Genomic DNA, 25,084 nt, shown 5'->3' on the forward strand with positions numbered 1-25,084 from the left:
GGGGCCACGGTCCCTCGGGGCGCGAGGCTGTCGGCTCCGTAGCGGTCCACACCTTCGCAGCCCATCACAGCACTTCCACGACAGCCCACCAGAGCATGGACGGCCAACACGTGAACGCCATGGCCGGCGACCGGGGCAGTGGAGAACCCGCCCGTCTCGCCGACTACGACGACCTGCCCGCGGGGCACTTCTACGACCCGGATGCCGAGTACGAGCCGGACCCCGAATACGCGGCCACGCTCGCACCGGACGCCGCGCGCCAGCGCCGCGAACGGGTCGGCCCGACCGGGCGCCCCCTTCCCTATTTCCCCATCCCGGGGCCGCTGTCGGACCACGGTCCGGCGAAGATCATCGCGATGTGCAACCAGAAGGGCGGGGTCGGCAAGACCACCTCGACCATCAACCTGGGCGCCGCACTCGCCGAATACGGCCGCCGGGTGCTGCTCGTCGACTTCGACCCGCAGGGTGCGCTGTCGGTCGGGCTCGGCGTCAACCCGATGGAACTGGATCTGACGGTCTACAACCTGCTCATGGAGCGGGGCATGTCGGCCGACGAGGTCCTGCTCAAGACCGCGGTCCCCAACATGGACCTGCTGCCCAGCAATATCGATTTGTCAGCGGCAGAGGTGCAGTTGGTCAGCGAGGTCGCCCGTGAGTCGACGCTCCAGCGGGCCCTGAAGCCGCTGCTGCCCGACTACGACTACATCGTCATCGACTGCCAGCCCTCGCTCGGCCTGCTGACCGTCAACGCCCTGACGGCCGCTCACAAGGTCATCGTGCCGCTGGAGTGCGAGTTCTTCGCGCTGCGCGGTGTCGCGCTGCTCACCGAGACGATCGAGAAGGTCCAGGAGCGGCTCAACCCCGAACTCCAGCTGGACGGCATCCTGGCGACGATGTACGACTCCCGGACCGTGCACAGCCGCGAGGTCCTGGCGCGCGTCGTCGAGGCGTTCGACGACCACGTCTACCACACCGTCATCGGCCGTACGGTCCGCTTCCCGGAGACCACCGTCGCCGGTGAGCCGATCACCACCTACGCCTCCAACTCCGTGGGGGCCGCGGCCTATCGCCAGCTCGCCAGGGAGGTGCTCGCCCGGTGTCACGCCGAGTGAGTCTGCCGGGAGCCGACGAACTGTTCCGCACGACCGGGGGAGTGGGTCTGCAGTCGTCCACTCCCCGCCGTCCGGCCGGCAGCGCGGCCACCGGGGGCGAGGACGCCCGGGTGCCCGCGCCGGCCGGTGAGTCGGACCCCGCGCCGGACACGGCCGGGGAGGCCCCCGCTGCGCGTCGGCGGCGGGCCGGTGGCGGGCCGGACGGTGAGGCGGCGGCCGGTGACGGCGCCTCCGGTGCAACGCGTACGGCGCCCGCCGCGGCGCCGGTAGAGCACGGCGGCCGCGAGCCGGAGCCCGAGGCTCCCGCGGGGCAGCGGACGTCGGCCGACCGGGCGGTCCGCGCCGAGCGGGAGGCCGCGGCGCCGGCCGGTGCCTCGGGCCGCCGTCGGTCGCGCGGTGCCAACCGCCGCCCCAGCGGCCGGGAACGGCACGACGAGAAGATCACCGTCTATGTCTCCGCCGAGGAGCTCATGGACCTCGAACACGCCCGCCTGGTCCTGCGCGGCGAGCACGGCCTCGCGGTCGACCGCGGCCGGATCGTCCGCGAGGCGGTGGCCGTGGTCCTCGCCGACCTGGAGTCGCGCGGGGACGCCAGCATCCTGGTGCGGCGGCTCCGGGGCCGCTGAGGCCCGTCCGACACGCCCTGTGGGCCGGTGCCCGGCGCACGGCGGGATAGCCTGCCACTTCGGCGGGGTGTCCCGCCGTGACCAGCCCCCCGCCCCGGCGCGGGACCGCAGCACCCTGGACCGCCATGCCGACGCCCGACGCCGCCGCCGACGACACTTCCCCCGCCCCGCACCACACCCGCCGTGCCCTTGGAAGGGGGCCGGGCGCCGTTCTGGCGGCGGAGCCCGAGGCGCCCGCCGAGGCGCCCGCCGAGGCGGCCCCGGAGGGGGTCGTGGAGGGCGTGGCGGGCGTCGTGGCGGCCCCGGCGGTGCAGGGTACGGGGATGGCTCCACAGGAGGCCGCGGGGACGGCCGTGGAGGCTTCCGTGGACGGGCCGGAGAGGGCCGCGGAGACGCCCCCGGCAGGCGGGGACGGCCGGTTCACGCTCCGGCTGGACAACTTCGAGGGGCCCTTCGACCTCCTGCTCCAGCTGATCTCCCGGCACAAGCTGGACGTCACCGAGGTCGCGCTCTCCAGGGTGACCGACGAGTTCATGGCCCACATCCGGGCCATGGGGCCGGACTGGGACCTCGACCAGACCACCGAATTCCTGGTCGTCGCGGCCACCCTGCTCGACCTCAAGGCGGCCCGGCTGCTGCCCGTCGCCGAAGTGGAGGACGAGGCCGACCTCGCCCTCCTGGAAGCCCGGGACCTGCTCTTCGCGCGGCTGCTCCAGTACCGCGCGTACAAGCAGATCGCGGAGATCTTCAGCGGCCGGCTGGCCGAGGAGGCGCGGTGCTTCCCCCGTACCGTCGGGTTGGAGCCGCACCACGCGGAGCTGCTGCCCGAGGTCGTGATCAGCATCGGGGCGGAGGGGTTCGCCAAGCTCGCGGTGAAGGCGATGCAGCCCCGGGCGGAACCGCAGGTCTACGTCGACCACATCCACGCGCCGCTGGTCAGCGTCCGGGAGCAGGCCGAGGTGGTGATGGCGCAGCTGCGCGCGGCCGGCGTGGCCGGCTTCCAGGAGCTGATCGCCGACGCCCCGGACACCCTCACCGTCGTCGCGCGCTTCCTGGCGCTGCTGGAGCTCTACCGGGAGCGGGTGGTCGCCCTGGACCAAGAGGAGGCGCTGGGCGCGCTCATGGTCCGTTGGACGGGCGTGGCGGGGGCCGCCCCCCAGGTCACCGACGAGTTCGACCGGGAACCAGGCGGGCCGGCAGACCAGGACGCGGACGACACGGCGGACCGCGCGGAGACGGAAGAGGAGGAGCCGGCGTGAGCAGCGTGGGATACGAGAGCACCGAGCAGGGGCCCGGGGAGCGCGGTGCTCCCGAGGAGACGCCGGCCGGCGCGCTGGGCGTGGCCGCGCTGGAGCTGAAGCCCGCGCTGGAGGCCGTCCTCATGGTCGTCGACGAGCCGGCGACCGAGGAGCATCTGTCCCGGGTGCTCCAGCGGCCCCGCCGGGCGGTGGCGCTGGCGCTGCGCGAGCTGTCCGACGACTACACCCGGCAGGGCCGCGGCTTCGACCTGCGGCTGGTGGCCGGCGGGTGGCGGTTCTCCTCCCGGGCCGCGTACGCGGACGCGGTGGAGAGCTTCGTCCTGGACGGCCAGCAGGCCCGGCTCACCCAGGCCGCATTGGAGACTCTGGCCGTGGTCGCGTACCGTCAGCCGGTCAGCCGTTCCCGCGTCTCGGCCGTCCGCGGAGTCAACTGCGACGGCGTGATGCGCACGCTCCTCCAGCGCGGCCTGGTGGAGGAGGCGGGGACGGAACCTGAAACAGGTGCGATCCTGTACAGGACGACGAATTACTTTCTGGAGCGGATGGGCCTGCGCGGCCTGGACGAGCTCCCTGAGTTGGCACCGTTCCTCCCGGAGGCGGACGCGGTCGAGGGCGACTCCCCGGAAGGTATCCCGTCGTTCGACGTAGACGACAGCGGCGACTCTCAGACGGATCATTGATGCGAAGCAGCGGCAGGAACAGCAGCAGCGGCGGCGGTAAGGGCAACCACCGCGGCGCAGGCAACAAGCGGGACGACAAGCAGCAGCGCGCGGGCCGCCCCCGTCCCGAGGAGCGCCGCTACGACGTGGGCGGATCCGCCGGCGGCGACGAGCGCGGCGGCCGTGGCACGAGCGGCGCCCGGGGCGCGGCGGCCCGCGGCGGTGCCAAGGGCGGTCCGCGTACCGGCGCGTCCCAGGGCGGCCGGCCGGGCGGTAAGGGCAGCGGTCAGCAGCGCGGCCGCGGCCAGGCCCCCGCACGGCCCCGCGAGTACGACGCCAAGATCGAGGAGCGCAACCGCGCCCGCTACGACAACAAGCCGCAGGTCAAGACCCCCAAGACCTTCGGCGAGCAGGAGGGCGAGCGGCTCCAGAAGGTGCTGGCCAGGGCCGGTATGGGCTCCCGGCGTGCCTGCGAGGAGCTGATCGACCAGGCGCGGGTCGAGGTCAACGGCAAGGTCGTCATGGAGCAGGGTCTCCGGGTCGACCCGGAGAAGGACGAGATCAAGGTCGACGGCCTGACGGTCGCCACCCAGTCGTACCTCTTCTTCGCGCTGAACAAGCCCGCCGGTGTGGTCTCCACGATGGAGGACCCGGACGGTCGCCAGTGCCTGGGCGACTACGTCACCAACCGGGAGACCCGGCTGTTCCACGTCGGCCGGCTGGACACCGAGACCGAGGGCATCATCCTGCTCACCAACCACGGTGAGCTGGCCCACCGCCTCACGCACCCGCGCTACGGCGTCACCAAGACCTACCTGGCGGCCGTCCAGGGCCCGCTCCCGCGCGACCTGGGCAAGCGGCTCAAGGACGGCATCCCGCTGGAGGACGGCTACGCCCGGGCCGACCACTTCCGGGTCGTGGAGAACACCGGCAAGAACTACCTCGTCGAGGTCACCCTGCACGAGGGCCGCAAGCACATCGTGCGCCGGATGCTCTCCGAGGCCGGTTTCCCGGTGGACAAGCTGGTCCGTACGCACTTCGGCCCGATCGCGCTGGGCGACCAGAAGTCGGGTTGGCTGCGCCGGATGACCAACACCGAGGTCGGGATGCTGATGCGGGAGGTCGATCTCTAAGGATCGGCGCCCGTCGAGGTCCGTCGGGACCGGCCGCCGCTTGCGGGGGCCGCTCACCACCCCTTAATGTCATCATGACGATTAAGGGGTGGTTTTTCATGGGGGAACCGATGCGGGCACCGAGGGGTGCACTGACGGCTGCATCGACGGGTGCATCGACGGGCGTACCGGTGGGTGCACCGACCGCGGCGACCGGCTCGCTCATCGGGCTTGCGCTCGGTGACGCGCTCGGCTTCCCGACGGAGTTCAACGACGTACCGGCGATCCTCGCCAAGTGCGGGCCCTGGCGGGAGATGGGCCTGCCCGAGCCCGCCTTCGTCACCGACGACACCCAGATGACCCTGGCACTGGGGCGCGGACTGCGCACGGCCCTGGACGGCGGCGAGCTGACCGCAGCGACGCTCGCGCCACCGGTCCGGCGGGAGTACGTGGCCTGGTGGCGCTCGCCCGACAACAACCGGGCACCGGGCGGCACCTGCCTCCGGGCCTGCGCACTGCTCGCGGGCGCGGACCGGACCTGGGCGGAGGCCAGCCAGATCGGGTCCAAGGGGTGCGGCGCCAACATGCGGGTGGCGCCCCTCGGGCTGGTGCCCGGACTCACCTCCGGGCAGCGCGCCGGCGCCGCCCAGTTGCAGTCCGCGCTCACCCACGGGCACCCCACCGCGCTCGCCGCCAGCGACCTCACGGCGTACGCCGTGCGCGCCCTCGCCGACGGCGCGCGCCCCGCCGAGCTGCCCGGCCTGCTGCGCGCCCACGCCCACGCCCAGCGCACCACCTACCGCGAGGACTGGCTCGGCGACCTCTGGCGGCGCTCCCAGGACCCGTCCCCGACGGCGTTCATCGCCCGCGGCTGGGACGACTGCCTGGGTGTCCTGGACCGGCTGGACGCGGCGCTCGCCGCACCGGACCGGGAGGCCGACCCGTGCCTGGCCACCGGCGCCGGCTGGATCGCGGAGGAGGCGCTGGCCACCGGCCTGCTGTGCTTCCTGCTCTTCCCCGACGAGCCGGTCACCGCCCTGCGCCGGGCCGCCTGCACCTCCGGCGACTCCGACTCGATCGCCTGCCTCGCCGGTGCCTTCGCCGGCGCCCGGCTCGGCGCCGACGCCTGGCCCCGGGAGTGGACCGCCCGCATCGAGTACCGCACGGAACTCCTGGCCCTCGGGGCGGCCTGGGATGCCTGAGACCTCCGTGGCCGCGGACCGGGACGCGGTCCTACGGGCGGCCGGCCTGCCCACCGTCGATCTGGCCGCCCTCCTCGCGCAACAGCGTGATCCGCTGCTCTTCGCCACGGTCTCCGGCGCCCACCTGTACGGCTTCCCCTCCCGCGACTCCGACGTGGACCTGCGTGGCGTCCACCTGCTGCCGGCGGCCGACCTCGTGGGGCTGCGCGAGCCGGAGGAGACCCGGACCCTCATGGGGGAGTACGACGGTGTGGAGATGGACCTCGTCACGCACGACCTGCGGAAGTTCGCCCGACTGCTGCTGCGGCCCAACGGCTACGTCCTGGAGCAGCTGCTCTCCCCCCTGGTCGTGCACACCACGCCGGTCCACCGGGAGCTGACCGCGCTCGCGCCCGGTCTCCTCACCACCCACCACGCCCATCACTACCGGGGGTTCGCGGGCACCCAGTGGCGGCTCTTCGAGAAGACCGGCGAGCTGAAGCCGCTGCTGTACACCCTGCGGGTGCTGCTGACCGGCATCCACCTCATGGCCGCCGGCCGGCTGGAACCCCACCTGCCCACCCTGGCCGGTGAGCCGGACGCACCCGCCTACGTACCGGAACTCATCGCCGCCAAGAAGGCGGCCGAACACGGACCGGCGGGCGACGTGGTGCCCCCGGACCGGCTGCGCGCCGACGTCGCGGCGCTGCACGCCCGGCTGGACGACGCCCAGGCCGCCACCGTGCTGCCGGCGGCGGCGCCGGTCGGCCGGGACGCGCTGCACGACCTGGTCGTCCGGGTCCGGCTGGGCGGCGCCGCGGCCGGCACCTGAGCGGTCAGCCCCGCAGGGCCGAGGCGCGGCGGGTGCGGTGCAGGAAGTCCGCGACCCGGGCCCGGTCCGGCCCGACGGGCAGCGGCGAGCCGGGCAGCGCCGCCTCCGCCTCCGCGGACAGCACCGCGAGCCGGCGCTCCACCTCCTCCCACGGCACCTCGCCGCGGCGGACCGCCAGCAGCTCCTCGCGGGCCGCGCCGACCTCCAGCCCCAGCACGCCCGTACGGAGCAGGTCGCGGGCGCCGGCCATCGTGCGCAGCAGGTGCATCGCCTGCTTCCAGCGGGGGGCGCCGTGCCGTGCGGCATCGGCCCGCAGCTGCTTGAGTCGCCCGACGCCGTAGTGGACGAAGACCTCGTACACCTCGCGGGAGAGGAACGCGCCGCGCAGGGCGAGCAGCTCCCGGCCGGTGGCGTCGGCGTGTTCCACGAGCGGGGAGTGCAGGCATTCCAGGACGGTGGGGTTGGCGCGCAGTGCCAACTCGCAGAATCGTTCCAGCTCCCAGGAGAACTCCTCCGGGCGCGGCCCCTCCACATGGGTCGGCGGCTTCTCGAACCGCCAGAAGAGCGCGGTGGGCGCGAGATAGACCCCGCGCCGGTCGGTGTCACTGGCCTCGGTGGCCAGCCCGAAGGCGCGCGAGCCCATCACGCACGCGTAGACGGTGTGCCCGGTGACGAGTTCATGACCGGAGGGGGTTGCGGGAGCGGTCGCCATGCCGGGATTGTCCCCGGGCCGGGACGCTGCCGGCCACCGGATTCCCGGGAGCGCGGGACACGGCTGTCAGTGGCGCTGGTTACGCTGATCAGTGCGTACGCGGACGTGTACGCGGCACACGACGCAGGGGAGCAGCACGTGGCGGTACGGGCCGTGCGCGGAGCCGTCCAGCTGGAGCGGGACGACGCGGAGCACATGCGGGAGCAGGTCGGCGAGCTGCTCACCGGGATATTGGAGCGCAACGGCCTGGTGCCGGACGATCTGATCAGCGTGTGGTTCACCGCCACCCCCGATCTGCACAGCGACTTCCCGGCCGCCGCCGCCCGCGCCCTGGGGATCACCGACGTCCCGCTGATCTGCGCCCAGGAGCTGGACGTGGCCGGCGCCATGCCACGGGTGGTGCGGGTGCTCGCCCACGTCGAGACCGGGCTGGCCAAGGCCGGCATCGCCCACGTCTACCTCGGCGCGGCCGCGACGCTGCGGAAGGACATCGCCCAGTGAGAACCGCACTCGTCATCGGAACGGGCCTGATCGGCACCTCGGCCGCCCTCGCGCTCAGCGCCCGCGGCGTCCAGGTGTACCTGGAGGACCACGACCACGCCCAGGCACTGACGGCCGCCGCGCTCGGCGCCGGTACCGCCGAGCCGACCCCGGACGCGGTCGACCTGGCCATCGTGGCCGTGCCCCCGGCGCACGTCGCGGCGGCGCTGGCCGGCGTGATCCGGCGCGGCGCGGCCCGGGCGTACATCGACGTCGCCAGCGTCAAGGGCGGCCCGCGCCGCGAGCTGGAGGCGCTCGGCTGCGACCTGAGCGGCTACCTCGGCACCCACCCGATGGCAGGCAAGGAGCGCTCCGGGCCGCTGGCCGCGACGGCCGACCTCTTCGAGGGGCGCCCCTGGGTGCTCACCCCGTCCCCCGGCGGCGACACCGAGGTGCTCAACCTCGCCCTGGAGCTGGTCGCGCTGTGCCGGGCCGTCCCGGTGGTGATGGACGCGGACGCCCACGACCGGGCCGTCGCCCTGGTCTCGCACACCCCGCAGCTGGTCTCCAGCCTGGTCGCGGCCCGCCTCAAGGGCGCCGACGAGACCGCCGTCCGACTCTGCGGCCAGGGCATCCGCGATGTGACCCGGATCGCCGCCTCCGACCCCGCGATGTGGATCGACATCCTCTCCGCCAACCCCGGCCCGGTCGCCGACGTCCTGGCCGACGTCGCCGCCGACCTCGACGCCACGGTCCGGTCGCTGCGCTCCCTGGAGTCCGCCGACGAGGAGAAGCGCGGCAGCGGCGTGCACGGCATCGAGGACGTGCTCCGCCGCGGCAACGCCGGCCGCGAGCGGGTCCCCGGCAAGCACGGCGCCGCCCCGGCCACCTACGAGATCGTCGCGGTCTACATCGGCGACCAGCCCGGTGAGCTGGCCCGGATCTTCGCCGACGCCGGCCGCGCCGGGGTCAACATCGAGGACGTCCGCATCGAGCACGCCACCGGTCAGCAGGCCGGCTTCATCCAGCTCATGGTCGAGCCGCAGGCGGTGCCGGTGCTGACCGCGGAGCTGCGGGAGCGGGGGTGGTCGATCCGGCAGTGACACCGTGGACGGCGCGCTGCGGGCGAGCCAGTAACCTTGTCCGAGGCCCTGGTCCCCTTCGTCGTACTCCCGATTGCCGGTCGACGACCGGAGCCAGCGCCCTGGACCGCGCCCCGTGTGTATCAAGAAAGGTGTTCGTCACCGTGGAAACCGCCGACCGGACCGCCCCGGCTGCAGTGATTGTCGCCATCGACGGCCCCGCAGGCACGGGCAAGTCCAGCACGTCCAAGGCCGTCGCCGGCAAGCTGGGCCTGGGCTACCTCGACACCGGTGCGCAGTACCGCGCGATCACCTGGTGGATGCTGTCCAACGGCATCGACGTCAACGACCCGGTCGCGGTGGCCGACGCCTGCGTCAAGCCCGTGATCGTCTCCGGCACCGACCCGTCGGCGCCGACCATCACCGTCGACGGGGTGGACGCCGCCGGCCCGATCCGCAGCCCGGAGGTCACCGCCGCGGTCAGCGCGGTCAGCGCCGTCCCCGAGCTGCGCGCCGTGATCACCGACCTGCAGCGCACCATCGCCGCGGAGGCGCCGCTCGGCATCGTCGTCGAGGGCCGGGACATCGGCATAACCGTCCTGCCGGACGCCGACCTCAAGATCTTCCTCACCGCTTCTCCCGAAGCGCGGGCGGCCCGGCGCAACGGCGAGCTCAAGGGCAAGAACCCCCAGCTGGCGGTCGACCTGGCAGCTACCCGCGAGGCGCTGATCAAGCGGGACACCGCCGACTCCTCCCGCAAGACCTCGCCGCTGGCCAAGGCGGACGACGCCGTCGAGGTCGACACCACCGACCTGACACTGGATCAGGTCATCGAGTGCGTGGTCACCCTCATCGAGGGTGTCAGCGCCGAGAAGGCGGGGCGGGACATCCGGTGACCGACGGCGGCAAGGCGCCGAGCCCCCGCGGCGCCGTGATCGGCCGGCGGATCGGCATCGGGCTGATGTACGGCCTGTGGAAGCCGCGGGTGTTGGGCGCCTGGCGGGTGCCGGCCTCCGGTCCGGTGATCCTCGCCGTCAACCACTCCCACGGCATCGACGGCCCGATGCTGATGGGCACCGCACCCCGACCGGTGCACTTCCTGATCAAGAAGGAAGCCTTCGTCGGTCCGCTGGACCCGTTCCTACGGGGCATCGGACAACTGAAGGTGGACCGCCAGTCCGCCGACCGCAAGGCGATCACTGACGCGCTCGACGTACTGGCGGCCGGCGGCGTGCTGGGAATCTTCCCGGAAGGCACCCGCGGCGAGGGCGACTTCGCCTCCCTGCGGGCCGGCCTCGCGTACTTCGCGGTGCGCTCCGGCGCGCAGGTCGTCCCGGTGGCGGTGCTCGGTAGCACCGAACGCCCCAGCCGGCTCACCCCGGCCCTGCCGCGACTGCGCGGCCGCATCGACGTCGTCTTCGGCGACGCCTTCGAAGCGGGCGACGGCAGCGGGCGGCGCACCCGTAAGGCGCTGGACGAGGCGACCGTACGGATCCAGGAGCGGCTGACCGCCCACCTGGCACAGGCCCGGCGCCTTACCGGGCGCTGACCGACACTTGAGCAGTGGGCCCTCCCTTCAGCGGCCCACCGACCACATGGATGAACGAGGAACGGACTTCATGAACGAGCAGATCCCCACCGGCGACGAGCACGGTGCGCTTGGCGACGCCGAGTACGCGGAGTTCATGGAGCTCGCCGCGGAAGAGGGCTTCGACCTGGAGGATGTCGGGGGCGACATCGCCGCGGCCGGCCACGGCCCGCTCCCGGTGCTCGCCGTCATCGGCCGCCCCAATGTCGGCAAGTCGACCTTGGTGAACCGCATCATCGGCCGCCGCGAGGCAGTCGTCGAGGACCGGCCGGGCGTCACCCGCGACCGGGTCACCTACGAGGCCGACTGGAACGGCCGCCGCTTCAAGGTCGTCGACACCGGCGGCTGGGAGCAGGACGTCCTCGGCATCGACGCGTCCGTCGCGATGCAGGCCGAGTTCGCCATCGAGGCCGCCGACGCGGTGGTCTTCGTGGTGGACGCCAAGGTCGGCGCCACCGACACCGACGAGGCCGTGGTCAAGCTGCTGCGCCGCGCCGGCAAGCCGGTCGTCCTGGTCGCCAACAAGGTCGACGGCCAGTCCGGCGAGGCCGACGCCGCCATGCTGTGGTCGCTGGGCCTCGGTGAGCCGCACCCGATCTCCGCGCTGCACGGCCGGGGCACCGGCGACATGCTCGACGCGGCGCTGGAAGCACTCCCCGAGGCGCCCGCGCAGACCTTCGGCGCGGCCCTCGGCGGTCCCCGCCGGATCGCCCTGATCGGCCGCCCGAACGTCGGCAAGTCGTCGCTGCTGAACAAGCTCGCCCGCGAGGAGCGGGTGGTCGTCAACGAAATCGCCGGCACCACCCGCGACCCGGTCGACGAGCTGATCGAACTGGGCGGCAAGATCTGGAAGTTCGTGGACACCGCCGGTATCCGCCGCCGGGTGCACCTCCAGGAGGGCGCCGACTACTACGCCTCGCTGCGCACCGCGGCGGCCGTGGAGAAGGCCGAGGTCGCGGTCGTCCTGATCGACGCGGGGGAGTCCATCAGCGTCCAGGACCAGCGGATCATCACGATGGCCGTGGAGGCCGGGCGGGCCCTGGTCATCGCCTACAACAAGTGGGACAACCTCGACGAGGAGCGCCGCTTCTACCTGGAGCGCGAGATCGAGCGGGACCTCGTCCAGATCCCCTGGGCGATGCGGGTCAACGTCTCCGCGCGCACCGGCCGCCACATGGACAAGCTCGTGCCGGCCATCGAGACCGCGCTGGCCGGCTGGGAGACCCGGATCCCCACCGGGCGGCTGAACGCCTTCCTCGGCGAGATCGTGTCCTCCCACCCGCACCCCATCCGCGGCGGCAAGCAGCCCCGGATCCTCTTCGGCACCCAGGCCGGCACCAAGCCGCCGCGCTTCGTGCTCTTCGCCTCGGGCTTCCTGGAGGCGGGCTACCGCCGCTTCGTCGAGCGCCGGCTGCGCGAGGAGTTCGGCTTCGAGGGGACGCCGATCCACATCTCGGTGCGGGTCCGCGAGAAGCGCGGCACCAAGAACAAGAAGAAGTAACCGCGGCCCGGTCCGCGGGCGGCTCCCCGCCCCGCCCGCGGCGGCCCGGCCCCGGTCAGCGGCCGCCGTGGGGCCGCGAGCCGTCCCGCTGCCCCGGTGGCAGGGCGGCCGGAAGCTGGCCCCGCGGCCGGAACGGCTGCCGGCCCACCACCTCCCACTGCCCCGGCGACGTCGTGCCGCGGCCCCAATTGCCGCCGCGCAGCGCTTCCGGCACCTCCGGCTCGTCCGTACGGTCACCGGGCAGCGCCCGGAAGGCGCGGCGGTACTCGGCGTACAGCGCGTCGTAGATCGGCGTGGCCGAACCGCGGTCGGCGCCGCGCGGCGTCCCGTGGTCACGGGCGGGTCGCATGCCGGGGATGGGGTGGGGGAAGGGGGCGCGGGGGGAGGGGTCGTATGCGTGCACGTAGGTGCCAACGACCCCGATGCCGGCGGGATGCGGCTTTCGGGGGGAAATGGCTGATCGCGGGTGCAATCACGCCCCGTTGGGCGTCATGCTCCCGCGATCGGGGGACGGACGGTCAGGTTCCGGCCAGCGGCATCGCCGCGGCGACCAGCAGGCCCTTGGCGGCGGCCTGCTCCAGTGCCTGGCGCATCAGGTCCTCGCGCGGCTGGTGGCCGATGGTGCCCGAGGGGGCCGCGTACATCAGCACGGTCTTCTCCTTGTTGGCCGCGGTGCGCCAGCCGTCCGAGACGGCCAGCGGCTGGTGGGCCTGCCACCAGGCGGACTGGTTGCCGGTGGTGCCGGGCTGGAGCACGGCGTGCAGCTTGCCCATGGCCAGCAGCGCGGACCAGCCCTCGATCGGGGCCGGGCGCTGGTTCATGTCCGTCACCGGAGTGAAGCCGTGCTCCAGGAGGAGCGGCAGGAAGTCGTCGTCCAGGGTGGTCGAACCGGGGCGGGCGATCGGGCCGTTGGGCTCGACCACGAGGGCCGGGTGCAGCTCCTCCCTGATCAGCACCAGGCCGCAGGTGATGCCGAGGGTGGCCTGGCGGTCACTGGTCGGGATCGGGGCGGCCGGGGCGCTCGGGGTGCGGGCGGCGTCCTCGCCGGTGATGGAGCGCACGGCCCCGCGGAGCTGTTCCTCGGAGACCGGCACGACCTGCGAGGGGATGCAGGTGGCATGGGCGAACGCGAGCACCGCGGTCTCCTCGCCGACGAACAGGACGGTGCTGGTGCGCTCCTGCTCGCTGTTGCCGGGCGTCCGGCAGGACGTGCAGTCGTAGCTGCCGGGGGCGTCCTCTCCGGCCAGCAGCCGGTCGGCTTCTTCGTCGCCGATCTCGGCGCGAACGTCGTCGCTGACGTCGAGCATGCGCGGCACGGGTGGCTCCTCGATCTTCATGAGCGGCTGCCGGGTGGTCTCCCGGCTCGTACAAGGACAACGGGCGACCCCCGGCAGAGTCACGCGCGGACGCGAACAGAATCGAACCACGCGGCGCACGGCGAAGAACCGGTGGAAAGCCGTCCTCCGGATGGTCACGCACTGCCAATTCCTGCGCAGAACCTGGCGCAGGTGGCCGCGTTTTGTACACCGGACGGGGTGGGGTCGTCCCCTGGAAGGCGCGGCGTGCCGGCGCCCGGCGACCCGCTGCCTACCGTCACCGGCTATGTCGGACATCTCTTCGGCGCCGCGACGCCGCGTGGAATCCGTCGGGCTGCTCATCGCGGCGGCCGCCGCCCTGGTCCTGTGCCTGTCCGGCGGCGCCGCCGCCGACGGGTCACCGGGCGGGGACGGCGGTGGGGAGGACGGCGGTCGGCCGTCGTCGTACGCCTGCGCCGACGACCAGTGGCCCTGGGGCTGCCTCGCCGACTGCGAGAGCAGCGGCGACTGGCACATCAACACCGGCAACAGCTACTACGGGGGCCTGCAGTTCTGGCAGCCCACGTGGGAGGCGTACGGCGGCCTCAAGTACGCCAAGCGGGCCGACCTCGCCACCCGGGACGAGCAGATCGAGGTGGCGAAGCGGGTCCAGGCCGTCCAGGGGTGGGGCGCCTGGCCCGAGTGCGCCCGGCGCTACGGTCTGCTCGAAAGCAGCCGCACCCACGTCGTCCGGCGCGACGACACCCTCGTCGGGATCGCACGCCGACACCGCGTCAAGGGCGGCTGGCGGGCGCTGTACGAGGCCAACCGGGAGGCCGTCGGGGAGTACCCGGACGAGCTGCGGGTCGGTATCCGGCTGAAGCTGCGCTGACCGGCGGCCCGCGACCTGGGCGCGGTGTGCCCACCCCGGAAGAGTTCCCGCCGCGCCATACCGATGCCCTAACTTTTTCGGCACGACTTGGCCAATACCCCCAACCCTGAAGGCCGTTTCGCGGTCTTACCTTTTAACAGCCGGAAACCGGGCGCCGCCAGGAGGGCGGCATCCGGACCGCGGGGGGACCAGGACGAGCGCGAGGGACCAGGGGACACGGGGACGGATGCACATCTCATTCCTGATTCACCATGCCTACGGCATCGGGGAGACGGTCCGGGCGACCTTCAGCCTGGCGGACGCCCTGGCCGAACGGCATGACGTCGAGATCGTCTCCGTACTGCGGCACCGCGACGCCCCGGCGCTCGACCTCGGTCCCCGGGTCGCGCTGCGGCCCCTGGTGGACCTCCGGGAGCACGGCCCGGCCGGCGACCGTACGGACCCGGCGCACACCCGGCCCGCCCGGGTCTTCCCGGCCGCCGAGCCGCGCTTCGGCCAGTACAGCGAGCTCACCGACCGCCGGATCGCCGCCCACCTGCGCAGGACCGAGGCCGACGTGGTGGTCGGCACCCGGCCCGGCCTCACCGTGCACATCGCCCGGCAGACCCGCCGCGGGCCGCTCCGGGTCGGGCAGGAACCGCACTGCCTGGCCGCGCACAGCCGGGAGTTGCGACTGGCGCTGCGCGGCGCCTACCCGCGGCTGGACGCGCTGGTCACCGCCACCGAGGCGGACGCCCGCGCCCATCTGCGCCGGCTGCGCCTGCCCGGCGTCCGGGTCGCGGCGGTGCCCCGCGCGCTCCCCGCACCGAGGCTGGCGCCCGCCGACGGCACCGGCCGGTGGGTGGTGGCGGCCGGTCGGCTCACCCGGGCCAAGCGCTACGACGTCCTCGTCCGGGCCTTCGCGGCGGTGGTCGCCGCACGCCCCGACTGGCGGCTGCGGATCTACGGTGGCGGGCCCGAGAAGCCCGCGCTGCGCGCCCTGATCGACGAACTCGGCCTGTACAACCACGTCTTCCTGATGGGCCCGGCCGGGCCCCTGGAGTCCGAGTGGGCCAAGGGCGCCCTCGCGGTGGACCCCGCCGGCCGGGAGCCCGCCGGCGCGGCCCTCGCCGAGGCGATGCGCTGCGGACTGCCCGTCGTCGCCACCGACTGCCCCTACGGGCCGGGCGAACTCGTCGAGGACGGGGTCACCGGCCGGCTGGTGCCCGCCGGGCACCCCGCGGCGCTGGCCACGGCGCTGCTGGAGCTGATCGACGACGCTGACGCCCGGACGCGGCTGGGTGCCGCCGCGCTCGCCGCGTCCGCCCGCTTCGACCCGGCCGCGGTTGCCGGACGGCACGCCGCGCTCTTCGGGGAGCTGCTCGCCCGGCGGCGCGGCAGTGGGCTGCGCGGCTCCCTGCACCGCACGCGGGGAGCCCTGATCGGCGGGGCGTACGCCACCAAGTACGCGGCCGAGCACACCGCCCGCGCCGCGGTGAGAGGGGTGCGGACGGTATGAACGCGTCGACGCAGTCACCCGCGACCGGGCCCGGAGCGGCCGAGCGCCCGCGGCGGACCGCCGCGACGGGAGGAGGGGCGCCGGTGCCCGTGGACCTGAAGGCCGACTGCATCGCGGACTCCGCGGGCGGCCTCACCTTCGACCTGAACGTCCCTCAGGGCACCGGCACCACCTGGAGCGCGGCGCTGGTGCTGCGGCTGCGGGCCGGCGCCGATGCCCCCGGCACCACCGACGGCCCTGACGACGGCACCGACGACGACGAGGTGCGGCTGCCGCTCGGGCCCAACGGCCCCGGCCGGCTGCGCGCGGTGCTGCCCAGCACCGTCGCACTGGCCGAGGGCCGTTGGCACGCCTACGCCGATCTCGGCGACGGCGCCGACCCGCGCCGGCTGCTGCCCGGCGTCAACGACCTGCGGTCACTGGTGGACCGCCGGCCGCTGGCGGGCATCGGCCGGCTCGGGGTGCGCATCCCCTACGCCACCAAGCTGGGCAACCTCGCGCTGCGCAGCTGGTTGCGCGGGCCGCATGCCGAGGCCGGCGACATCCTCGTCGTCCCCGAGGGCATCACCGTCACCGGCCGCCTCTACGGGGCGAGTCCGGCGGTCGGCGCCCACGCGGAGGCCCGCGCCCGCCGCGCCGGCCTGCACCCGGTCGCCGTCCCCCTGACCGTCGACGGCCCGGACTTCCGTTTCACCCTCCCCCACGGGGAGTTGGCCGCCCACTGGCGGCACGGCAGCGAGCCCTGGGACCTGTGGCTGTGCCCCGCCGCGGGCGTACCGCCGGTCCGGATCGCCCGGCTGCTGGACGACGTGCCGGAGAAGAAGCAGGTGTTCAGCTATCCGGCGCTGCCGGTTCCGGCGGCGGACCGGGAACTCCGGATCGGCCCGTATTACACGCTCGACAACGACCTGGCCGTACGGGTCACCGGTCCGGCCGGCCAGGAGTAGGGGCGGTGGGCGGAACCCGGGTCCGGTGAGGCTCCGTCGGGGACGGGCTCAGGCCCTGGGCTTCCCGGATGTCGGGATGCCGGTGGGGCGTTCGGTCATCTCCGGATGGTGCAGGTCGAAGGCCGGGGATTCGGAGCGGATCCGGGGCAGGGCGGCGAAGTTGTGGCGCGGCGGCGGGCAGGAGGTGGCCCACTCCAGGGAGCGGCCGAAGCCCCAGGGGTCGTCCGCGGTGACCCGGGTTCCGTACTGCCGGGTCCGCCAGACGTTGTAGAGGAACGGCAGGGTGGAGGCGCCGAGCAGGAAGGCGCCGATGGTGGAGAGGGTGTTCAGCGCGGTGAAGCCGTCGGCGGCGAGGTAGTCGGCGTAGCGGCGCGGCATGCCCGCCACGCCCAGCCAGTGCTGGACGAGGAAGGTGGTGTGGAAGCCCACGAAGAGCAGCCAGAAATGGACCTTCCCCAGTCGCTCGTCGAGCATTTTGCCGGTGAACTTCGGCCACCAGAAGTAGAAGCCGGCGAAGGTCGCGAAGGTCACCGTGCCGAAGACCACGTAGTGGAAGTGGCCGACGACGAAATAGCTGTCGGTGACGTGGAAGTCCAGCGGTGGCGAGGCCAGGATGACGCCGGTGAGTCCGCCGAACAGGAAGCTCACCAGGAACCCCACCGACCACAGCATCGGGGTTTCGAACGACACCGAGCCGTGCCACATCGTCCCGATCCAGTTGAAGAACTTCACCCCGGTCGGCACCGCGATCAGGAACGACAGCAGCGAGAAGAACGGCAGCAGCACCGCCCCGGTCGCGAACATGTGGTGGGCCCAGACCATTGCCGACAGCGCCGTGATGGCCATCGTCGCGCCGATCAGCGTCACGTATCCGAAGATCGGTTTGCGGGAGAAGACCGGGATGATCTCGGTGATGATGCCGAAGAACGGCAGCGCGATGATGTAGACCTCGGGGTGGCCGAAGAACCAGAACAGGTGCTGCCACAGCAGTGCCCCGCCCCAGCGGGCGTCGAAGACCACCGCGCCGAACTTCCGGTCCGCCTCCAGCACCAGCAGGGCCGCGGCCAGCACCGGGAACGCCATCAGCACCAGCACCGAGGTGAACAGGACGTTCCAGGTGAACACCGACATCCGGAACATCGTCATGCCCGGCGCCCGCATGGCGATGATCGTGGCGATGAAATTGACCGCGCCGAGGATGGTGCCGAAACCGGAGAGCGCCAACCCCATGATCCACAGGTCGGCGCCGATGCCGGGCATCCGCACCATGGAGTTGAGCGGGGCGTACGCGGTCCACCCGTAGGAGGGGGCACCCTCGGGGGTGAGGAGGCTGCTCAGCACCATCAGGCCGCCGAAGAGGTAGAACCAGTACGCGAGCATGTTCAGCCGCGGGAAGGCGACGTCGGGGGCGCCGATCTGGAGCGGCATGATCTCGTTGGCGAAGCCGGCGAAGGCCGGGGTGGCGAAGAGCAGCAGCATGATCGTGCCGTGCAGGGTCACCGCCTGGTTGAAGCGGTCGGCACTGATGAACTGGAGTCCGGGGCGGGCCAACTCGGCGCGCATCAGCAGCGCCAGCATCCCGGCCACGAGGAAGAAACCGAACGAGGTGATCAGGTAGAGGTGCCCGATCTTCTTGTGGTCGGTGGTCGACAGCCAGTCCGCCAGGACCGCCCCGCGACGTCGTGCCCGGCGCGGCCGGGCGCGCTCCCGGGAGATCTCGCTGACCATCGGCTCCACCTCGCTGGCGGGGGTGTATCGGTGCCCGGTCATGATGCTCGGGCGCGGGACACAGAGCGAGGGGGCGCTCCGGTCCGTTCCGGTGGGATCCGCCCGGCGCGGTCGGGCGCCCCGGGGCGATGTGCGGGAAATGTGTGTGGAATGTGTCTCGTTGGCCAATTCCGCGACGGCCGGAAAAGGGTGTCCGGTAAGGGGAATCCGGGGCGGTTGGACGATTAATTCCGGCATGCTGTCCGGCCTTGTCCGAAGCGGCGGCACGCCCTTCCGCGTGTGATCAAGGGGGAATTCCGGCCGCTTTGTTTTCCACCCGGATGCGGGGACGTGCGGCGCGTAAGGGTGAGGGTGGTTCCGGCAATCGCAGGAGCGTTCGTCGTAACAGAAGTGTGACCAATGGGGGACCGGCGGGTCACGGGGATGTGCGAGGGGCGGCCCTTCCGCGCGCCGCCGCGGGCGCCTACGGTGGCTGCCATGGCACCGAACCTTCCCGGCGACACACCGGACATCCAGGACGACCCCGAGGCGTACGTGGGCCTCCCCCAGGAGGCCGCGGAGGAGCGGGCCCGGGACCGGGGCTGGGCCACCGTCAGGGCGCTCCCGCCGGGCGCGATGATCACCATGGACTACCTCGTCGGCCGGATCAATTTCGAGGTCAAGGACGGCGCGGTGGCGCTCAGCTGGGTGGGCTGACGGGCCGCGGGCCCGGCCCCTCCGACCGGTACGACGAAGGCCCCGGCCGCTCCAAGTGGAGCGGCCGGGGCCTTCGTACGGGGCGGAGAGGGTGCGTACCGGGCCCGCCGCCGTGGTCCGTCAGCCGGTGCCGTTGCGGGGGCGGCCGGAGGTCGGGCCGAACGGTGCGGTACCGCGCGGGACGCGGTCCGCGTGCGGCGGCCGGCGGCTGCCCGTCGGGGTGACCGGGGTGCGCTCGGCGCGGGAGGTGTGCGGGCGCGGCGGGTGGTGCGGCCAGCCCTCCGGGGCGTGGGCGGTGCGACCGCCGGTGGCGGCGCCGACCGCCTCGCGGACCAGGACCTCCCCGTCGGGGGCGATCCGCTGCCGGGAGACCTCGGAGGCCAGTGCGCCGGCCGGCAGCGGGCCGCGCAGCGAATTGGGCCGCAGACGCAGCCAGAGCCGCAGCAGGATGCCCATGAGCCGGTCCTCGACCCAGATGATGCCGGGCTCCAGCCACGGCATCGCCAGCAGCACCAGCAGGCCCGCGGCCCAGCCCAGGAGGACGTCGCTGACCCAGTGCGTACCGAGGTAGACGGTGGTCATTCCGACGCCCAGCGCGCCCAGCGCGGCGATCACCGACAGGGTGCGGCGGCGCAGCGGGGTGGTCGCCAGGTAGGCCAGCACGCCCCAGGTGACGACGGCGTTGGCGGTGTGGCCGGAGGGGAATATGTCGCCGCCGAGCCACATCTCGTTGGAGCCGACCACCGTCGCGTAGTGCGGGCCGAGGCGGCCCATCCCGAGCTTGGCGGCGCCGACGGTGATGTTCAGCAGCAGCAGCGAGGCGCCGAGCACCAGCAGCGGGTGGAGGTTGCGCTGCCGCCAGCAGCGCCAGCCCAGCCAGGCCGCCACCGCCACCGCGGTCGGGCCGCGCTGCCCCAGCACGACGAAGTAGTCGAGGAAGGCATGGATCTCCGGCCACTGCTTGTACGGCCGGAAGAGCATCAGCTGCCAGTCGAGGGTGACCAGGGAGGTGTCGGCCAGCACCCCGGCGACGATCGCCGCGTACACCGCCAGCGTGCCCCAGAACAGCCACAGGCGGGTCCGGGTCATGCGCGGCGGTCTGACGCGATCGGTCGGGAGGTGCTCCTCCATCTGGTCGAGCTTGTCATCGGTACGCACTCAAACGACGTTACCGCGTGTGATGTATGCACTTGGTCAAACCGTGCGCTTTGTAATGACGATGTGATGTGGAATGGGTCTCAATCCGGGCCGGGTTCCCAGGATTTCGAAGAGAATTTCCCGGGTACTGGATTCTGTTCCAGCCATCCGCGTGTCGCCGGCATAGGTGCTTATCTGTTTTTCGCTGGCGGAGTTTATCTGTCATTCGCACGGGTGTCGTGGCGTGTTTTCCTCGGGACGGCGATTACGGACCGGGATCTTCCGGTCACGGCGGACCCGAGCCGTTCAGCCAGAACGCACCGTAGGCCGCAGAGCCGACCGCCACGACTCCGACGACCAGCCACGACCGCAGCGGGCGCCATCTGGCCAGCCCCGCCGCGAGCGGCAGCAGCAGCGGGAAGGCGGGCATCATCAACCGGGGCTTCGACCCGAAGTAGCCCTTGGCGGTGAGCGCGATCAGCAGCACCGTCCCGCCGTAGACCGCCAAGGGCAGCGGCTGGCCCTTGCGGACGCCGTGCACGTACAGCCAGATGACCAGTGCGACGCCGATCAACAGGCCGAGGCCGGCGGCGAACGCGGGCCCGGTGAGCTGGTGCCAGACAAAGGTGCCGAAGGCGATCCCGCCGTCGAAGCCGTTGTGCCAACCGGCCTGGACGTCCAGGTAACCGGTGAGCGACCCCTGCCGGGCGCTGACCCACAGGACGTATCCGCACCAGCCGAGCGGGGCCAGCAGGACGCCGAGCAGCATCCGCCGGTGCCGGCCGTGGAGGAAGGCGCGCGGCCGGACCCCGCCGGCGCGCTCGTTCGCCACCGTCACCGCCGCGGTGATCCACACCGCGGCGACCACCGCGGCGCCCACCGGTCGGGTCAGTCCGGCCAGCGACGCCAGGACGCCGGCCCACACCCAGCGTCCGGTGAGCACGCAGTAGACGCCCCACGCCGCGAGGGCGGTGAACAGCGACTCCGAGTACGCCATCGACTGGACGATGCCGACCGGCAGCGCGGCCCACAGTGCGGCCAGCAGCACCCCGGCCCGCGGCCCGTGCAGTCGCTCCCCGGTGGCGTACAGCGCCCAGGCCGCGGCGAGCGACGTCAGCCAGGCGACCGCCATCCCGGCGTCCGCGGCGGAGAGCGGGGTGAGTGCCGACAGGCCCCGCTCCAGCCAGGGCAGCAGCGGGAAGAACGCCAGGTTGGAGTGGACGTCGCCGTTGGCCAGGTGGACGGTGTAGCCGTAGCCCTGCTCGGCGACCCGGGTGTACCAGAGGGAGTCCCAGCGGGCGGTCAGCAGGGTGTGCCAGTCCTTGCCGTTGGCGGCCGACCAGACCATGAGGACGACCAGCCCCCACAGGCGGATCGCCGCGTACGCCGCCAGGCCGGGGACGGCGCGGCGCAGCGCGGCACGGACGGCGGGCGGACACAGGGTCCGGCCGGGTGCAGCGGTCGAGGCAAGATCGTTCACCCAGTCGATTATCCAGGTGGCGGGGGCGCGCCCGTCCCGGACGGCCGCGGGAACGTCAGGGCTGCGACGAGCGTCTCACCGTGAGGTGGGCCACGCGGGCCTCGGTGGGACTCGCGTAGTCTGACGACTCAACTCGCCCGTGCCGCCGGTTCCGCCGGTGCGTCGTCGCGCCCTGGACCGCGGCCGCGAGCGCAGCACGGCGAGCGCATGACAGGAGGTACTGGATGTCAGGGACGACCGCGTCCGGCAGGGGGCGGACGGGTGGTATTCCCCGGCACACAGGCGGTGGCGTGAACCGCTGGACCGTGCTGACCGTGCTCTGCGTCAGCCTGCTCTTCGTCGCGCTGGACACCACCATCCTCTACGTGGCGGTGCCCTCCATCACCGAGGATCTGCGGCCCGGGCCGGTCGAGTTGCTGTGGATCGTCGACATCTACCCGCTGATCGCGGCCTCGCTGTTGATCCTCTTCGGCACGCTCGGCGACCGCGTCGGCCGCCGCCGCGTCCTGCTGCTCGGCTACGGGCTCTTCGCCCTGGCCTCGGCCGCCGCCGCGCTCGCGCCCAATCCGCAGACCCTGATGGCGGCCCGGGCGCTGCTCGGCATCGGCGGCGCCATGATCATGCCCGCCACGTTGTCGATCCTGCGCCAGGTCTTCCCCGACCGGCGGGAGCGCGCGGTCGCCATCGGCGTGTGGAGCGCGGTGGCCGCGGTCGGCGCCGCGGTCGGCCCGGTGCTCGGCGGCTTCCTGGTCGAGAACTTCTGGTGGGGCTCGGTCTTCCTGATCAACATCCCGATGATGGCGGCGATGTTCCTGATAGGGCGCTGGCTGCTGCCGGAGTCGCGGGGCGAGCGCAATGGGCCCTGGGACCTGGTGGGCGCGGTGATCGCGGCGCTGGGCGTGCTGGGCATCGTCTTCGGGGTCAAGCGGCTGGGCAGCGGCGCCCCGGTGGTCGGGGTGACCACGCTGCTGCCGATCGTCGTCGGCGTCGCGCTGCTGATCGTCTTCGTCCGTCGGCAGGGCCGCCGCGCGCATCCGCTGATCGACATGCGGCTGTTCGCCCGGCCGGCGTTCGGCACCTCCATCGGCTGCATCGTGCTCGCCATGCTCGCCCTCGTCGGACTCCAGCTGATCGCTGTCCAGTACCTCCAGTTGGTGCTGCACCTGAGCCCGCTGGCGACCGGGCTGCGGATGCTGCCGCTGGTGTTCTCCGCGATGGCCGCCGGACTCACCGGCTCCAAGCTGTTGCAGGCCCTCGGCCCGCGGGTGATGGTCGTCGGCGGTTTCGCCCTCACCGCGATCGCGGTGGTCTCGCTGACCGCGCTGGGCAGCGAGGACCACTTCTGGCAGCTGTCCCTCGGCTTCGTGCTGCTCGGTTTCGGCTTCCAGTCCACGCTGTTCGGGGCGTACGAGTCGATGCTCAGCGAGGCGCCGGCCGCCCAGGCCGGCGGTGCGGCGGCGCTCGGCGAGACCGCCTACCAATTGGGCGCCGGGATCGGGGTGGCGCTGCTCGGCAGCGTGATGAACGCCGCCTACGCGCCGGGCCTGAACCGCGTCGCCGGGGTCTCCGACCGGGCCTCCCACTCGGCCTCGCACTCGCTCGGCGAGGCGTACAAGGTCGCCGCCGGCCTCGGGGAGCATGCCCGGCAGGCGCTCCGGGTGGCCGCCCGGGACGCCTTCATCCACGGCTTGCGGGTCACCCTCCTCGCCAGCGCGGTGCTGCTGCTGGTCGGTGCGGGGATCGCGTTGCGGCTGCCGCGCCGGGCCGCGGAGTCCGCGGAGCGGGCCGATGCCGAGGCCGCTTCCGAGGAGGGGGCTGCGGCTGCTTCCGAGGAGGGCGCTGTGGCCGCCGGGTGCGAGGGGGCGTCGGCCTCCGCGAGCACCGGTCGTTGATCCGGGGCGGGTTCGCGGTCCGTCGCCCGGCGGGGGACCCTTGCCCGGGCGGTGCCGGGACCGTACCGTCGGACGCGCGTAACTACCACTGCTAGTTTTTCGCGCGAGCGCTGAATCCGCCGGAGGACCCGCCATGCCCGCAACGCCGTCCCCGCTCCCGCCCTTCGACCCCGATGACCCGCTGGGCCTCGACGACCTGCTCACCGACGAGGACCGCGCGGTCCGCGCCACCGTCCGCCAATGGGCCGCCGACCGGGTCCTGCCGCACGTCGCCGACTGGTACGAGCGCGGCGAGCTCCCCGGTATCCGCGAACTCGCCCGGGAACTGGGCGCGCTCGGCGCCCTGGGCATGTCCCTGACCGGCTACGGCTGCGCCGGCGCCTCGCACGTCCAGTACGGACTCGCCTGCCTGGAACTGGAGGCCGCCGACTCCGGCATCCGCTCGCTGGTCTCCGTCCAGGGCTCGCTGGCCATGTACGCGATCTGGCGCTTCGGTTCGGAGGAGCAGAAGCAGCAGTGGCTGCCGCGGATGGCCTCCGGCGAGGTCATCGGCTGCTTCGGACTGACCGAGCCGGACCACGGCTCCGACCCGGCGAGCATGCGGACGTACGCCAAGCGGGACGGCTCCGACTGGGTGCTGACCGGCCGCAAGATGTGGATCACCAACGGGTCGGTGGCCGGCGTCGCGGTGGTCTGGGCCCGCACGGACGAAGGCGTCCGCGGCTTCGTCGTCCCCACCGACCGCCCCGGTTTCGCCGCCCCCGAGATCAAGCACAAGTGGTCGCTGCGTGCCTCGGTCACCAGCGAACTGGTCCTGGACGAGGTGCGGCTGCCCGCCGACGCGGTGCTGCCGGAGGCCCGCGGGCTGGGCGCCCCGCTGGCGTGCCTGGGGCAGGCCCGCTACGGGATCGTCTGGGGCTCGATGGGGGCGGCGCGCGCCTGCTTCGAGGCGGCGCTCGACTACGCGCGGACCCGCGAGCAGTTCGGCCGGCCCATCGGCGGCTTCCAGCTCACCCAGGCCAAACTGGCCGACATGGCGCTGGAGCTCCACAAGGGGCTGCTGCTCGCGCACCACCTGGGGCGGCGGTTCGACGCCCGCACCCTGCTGCCGGAGCAGATCAGCTTCGGCAAGCTCAACAACGTCCGCGAGGCGATCGACATCTGCCGCACCGCCCGGACCATTCTCGGCGCCAACGGGATCTCGCTCGAATACCCCGTCATGCGGCACGCCACCAACTTGGAGTCGGTGCTGACCTACGAGGGCACCGCGGAGATGCACCAGTTGGTGCTGGGCAAGGCGCTCACCGGACTGGATGCCTTCCGGTGAGCGGTCGACTCACCTCTGAGGGTCGCCGTCCCCGGGGGACGCGGTAAC

Annotated in this window: 24 protein-coding genes; 18 read left to right on the forward strand and 6 right to left on the reverse strand. The window is 73.0% G+C overall.

Features of this window, described 5'->3' with window-relative positions; all coding sequences use genetic code 11:
- Positions 1-95: 95 nt before the first annotated feature.
- The 7 genes from ACFVT2_RS19345 (at position 96) to ACFVT2_RS19375 (ending at position 6,781) form a co-directional block, all read left to right on the forward strand.
- The gene (locus tag ACFVT2_RS19345; RefSeq protein ID WP_390019158.1) at positions 96-1,112 is read left to right on the forward strand and encodes a ParA family protein; all 1,017 of its coding nucleotides are present in this window, start codon (positions 96-98) and stop codon (positions 1,110-1,112) included.
- Positions 1,109-1,738, forward strand: coding sequence for a hypothetical protein (locus ACFVT2_RS19350; RefSeq protein ID WP_390019160.1), 630 nt, complete (start codon positions 1,109-1,111; stop codon positions 1,736-1,738). Before ACFVT2_RS19345 ends, ACFVT2_RS19350 begins: the two co-directional genes overlap by 4 nt.
- Before the next feature lie 125 nt (positions 1,739-1,863).
- Positions 1,864-2,997 carry a segregation and condensation protein A gene (locus ACFVT2_RS19355; RefSeq protein WP_390019163.1) on the forward strand — a complete coding sequence of 378 codons (1,134 nt, stop codon included), beginning with the start codon at positions 1,864-1,866 and terminating at the stop codon, positions 2,995-2,997.
- A complete protein-coding gene (scpB, locus tag ACFVT2_RS19360; protein WP_390019165.1) occupies positions 2,994-3,677 on the forward strand; it encodes an SMC-Scp complex subunit ScpB in 684 nt (227 codons plus the stop codon). The genes ACFVT2_RS19355 and scpB overlap by 4 nt, the downstream gene beginning before the upstream one ends.
- Complete coding sequence (locus ACFVT2_RS19365; protein WP_390019168.1) at positions 3,677-4,789, forward strand: pseudouridine synthase; 1,113 nt, start codon at positions 3,677-3,679, stop codon at positions 4,787-4,789. The genes scpB and ACFVT2_RS19365 overlap by 1 nt, the downstream gene beginning before the upstream one ends.
- A 170-nt stretch (positions 4,790-4,959) precedes the next feature.
- Complete coding sequence (locus tag ACFVT2_RS19370) at positions 4,960-5,970, forward strand: ADP-ribosylglycohydrolase family protein (RefSeq protein WP_390019170.1); 1,011 nt, start codon at positions 4,960-4,962, stop codon at positions 5,968-5,970.
- Complete coding sequence (locus ACFVT2_RS19375) at positions 5,963-6,781, forward strand: DNA polymerase beta superfamily protein (RefSeq protein ID WP_390019172.1); 819 nt, start codon at positions 5,963-5,965, stop codon at positions 6,779-6,781. The genes ACFVT2_RS19370 and ACFVT2_RS19375 overlap by 8 nt, the downstream gene beginning before the upstream one ends.
- A 4-nt stretch (positions 6,782-6,785) precedes the next feature.
- On the opposite strand, the gene ACFVT2_RS19380 is transcribed toward ACFVT2_RS19375, so the two are convergent.
- Positions 6,786-7,493: a DNA polymerase beta superfamily protein gene (locus ACFVT2_RS19380; RefSeq protein WP_390019175.1), complete on the reverse strand. Its 708-nt coding sequence runs from the start codon at positions 7,491-7,493 to the stop codon at positions 6,786-6,788.
- Positions 7,494-7,631: 138 nt separating this feature from the next.
- Between ACFVT2_RS19380 and aroH the strand changes: the two genes are divergently transcribed.
- The 5 genes from aroH to der all read left to right on the forward strand — a co-directional run bounded on the left by aroH (position 7,632) and on the right by der (position 12,144).
- Positions 7,632-7,994: a chorismate mutase gene (gene aroH / locus ACFVT2_RS19385; RefSeq protein ID WP_390019395.1), complete on the forward strand. Its 363-nt coding sequence runs from the start codon at positions 7,632-7,634 to the stop codon at positions 7,992-7,994.
- Positions 7,991-9,076, forward strand: a complete 1,086-nt coding sequence (locus ACFVT2_RS19390; RefSeq protein ID WP_390019177.1) for a prephenate dehydrogenase — start codon at positions 7,991-7,993, stop codon at positions 9,074-9,076. The genes aroH and ACFVT2_RS19390 overlap by 4 nt, the downstream gene beginning before the upstream one ends.
- Positions 9,077-9,207: 131 nt before the next feature.
- Positions 9,208-9,951 (forward strand): (d)CMP kinase, encoded by a 744-nt coding sequence (cmk, locus tag ACFVT2_RS19395; protein WP_390019180.1) that lies wholly within the window; start codon positions 9,208-9,210, stop codon positions 9,949-9,951.
- The gene (locus tag ACFVT2_RS19400; protein ID WP_390019182.1) at positions 9,948-10,604 is read left to right on the forward strand and encodes a lysophospholipid acyltransferase family protein; all 657 of its coding nucleotides are present in this window, start codon (positions 9,948-9,950) and stop codon (positions 10,602-10,604) included. The genes cmk and ACFVT2_RS19400 overlap by 4 nt, the downstream gene beginning before the upstream one ends.
- A 70-nt stretch (positions 10,605-10,674) precedes the next feature.
- On the forward strand, positions 10,675-12,144 hold the full coding sequence (gene der / locus ACFVT2_RS19405) for a ribosome biogenesis GTPase Der (protein ID WP_390019185.1): 1,470 nt from the start codon (positions 10,675-10,677) through the stop codon (positions 12,142-12,144).
- A 55-nt stretch (positions 12,145-12,199) separates the two neighbouring features.
- On the opposite strand, the gene ACFVT2_RS19410 is transcribed toward der, so the two are convergent.
- Together ACFVT2_RS19410 and ACFVT2_RS19415 are read right to left on the reverse strand one after the other, a co-directional pair.
- The gene (locus ACFVT2_RS19410; protein WP_390019187.1) at positions 12,200-12,493 is read right to left on the reverse strand and encodes a hypothetical protein; all 294 of its coding nucleotides are present in this window, start codon (positions 12,491-12,493) and stop codon (positions 12,200-12,202) included.
- Positions 12,494-12,662: 169 nt separating this feature from the next.
- Entirely contained in the window at positions 12,663-13,460 is a 798-nt protein-coding gene (locus ACFVT2_RS19415) for a hypothetical protein (protein WP_390019189.1), read from the reverse strand.
- Between the two features lie 286 nt (positions 13,461-13,746).
- Between ACFVT2_RS19415 and ACFVT2_RS19420 the strand changes: the two genes are divergently transcribed.
- From ACFVT2_RS19420 to ACFVT2_RS19430, 3 genes are all read left to right on the forward strand, one after another.
- A complete protein-coding gene (locus ACFVT2_RS19420; RefSeq protein ID WP_390019192.1) occupies positions 13,747-14,331 on the forward strand; it encodes a transglycosylase family protein in 585 nt (194 codons plus the stop codon).
- Between the two features lie 226 nt (positions 14,332-14,557).
- Positions 14,558-15,829 (forward strand): glycosyltransferase, encoded by a 1,272-nt coding sequence (locus ACFVT2_RS19425; RefSeq protein WP_390019195.1) that lies wholly within the window; start codon positions 14,558-14,560, stop codon positions 15,827-15,829.
- An 83-nt stretch (positions 15,830-15,912) separates the two neighbouring features.
- A complete protein-coding gene (locus ACFVT2_RS19430; protein WP_390019197.1) occupies positions 15,913-16,776 on the forward strand; it encodes a hypothetical protein in 864 nt (287 codons plus the stop codon).
- Positions 16,777-16,824: 48 nt separating this feature from the next.
- Here the strand turns inward: ACFVT2_RS19430 and ctaD are convergent, their stop codons facing one another.
- The gene (ctaD, locus tag ACFVT2_RS19435) at positions 16,825-18,504 is read right to left on the reverse strand and encodes a cytochrome c oxidase subunit I (protein WP_390019397.1); all 1,680 of its coding nucleotides are present in this window, start codon (positions 18,502-18,504) and stop codon (positions 16,825-16,827) included.
- Positions 18,505-18,981: 477 nt separating this feature from the next.
- Between ctaD and ACFVT2_RS19440 the strand changes: the two genes are divergently transcribed.
- Positions 18,982-19,200 carry an I78 family peptidase inhibitor gene (locus tag ACFVT2_RS19440; protein WP_390019199.1) on the forward strand — a complete coding sequence of 73 codons (219 nt, stop codon included), beginning with the start codon at positions 18,982-18,984 and terminating at the stop codon, positions 19,198-19,200.
- 120 nt (positions 19,201-19,320) lie between these two features.
- On the opposite strand, the gene ACFVT2_RS19445 is transcribed toward ACFVT2_RS19440, so the two are convergent.
- The gene (locus ACFVT2_RS19445; RefSeq protein WP_390019201.1) at positions 19,321-20,358 is read right to left on the reverse strand and encodes a phosphatase PAP2 family protein; all 1,038 of its coding nucleotides are present in this window, start codon (positions 20,356-20,358) and stop codon (positions 19,321-19,323) included.
- Positions 20,359-20,623: 265 nt separating this feature from the next.
- Positions 20,624-21,817 carry a hypothetical protein gene (locus ACFVT2_RS19450; protein WP_390019203.1) on the reverse strand — a complete coding sequence of 398 codons (1,194 nt, stop codon included), beginning with the start codon at positions 21,815-21,817 and terminating at the stop codon, positions 20,624-20,626.
- Between the two features lie 224 nt (positions 21,818-22,041).
- Between ACFVT2_RS19450 and ACFVT2_RS19455 the strand changes: the two genes are divergently transcribed.
- Both ACFVT2_RS19455 and ACFVT2_RS19460 read left to right on the forward strand, forming a co-directional pair.
- Entirely contained in the window at positions 22,042-23,709 is a 1,668-nt protein-coding gene (locus tag ACFVT2_RS19455; RefSeq protein WP_390019205.1) for an MFS transporter, read from the forward strand.
- A gap of 133 nt (positions 23,710-23,842) precedes the next feature.
- Positions 23,843-25,036 (forward strand): acyl-CoA dehydrogenase family protein, encoded by a 1,194-nt coding sequence (locus tag ACFVT2_RS19460; RefSeq protein WP_390019207.1) that lies wholly within the window; start codon positions 23,843-23,845, stop codon positions 25,034-25,036.
- The last annotated feature ends 48 nt before the right edge of the window (positions 25,037-25,084 follow it).

The organism is Streptomyces sp. NPDC058000, from assembly GCF_042886435.1.
In the GTDB taxonomy this organism is placed as follows: domain Bacteria; phylum Actinomycetota; class Actinomycetes; order Streptomycetales; family Streptomycetaceae; genus Streptomyces.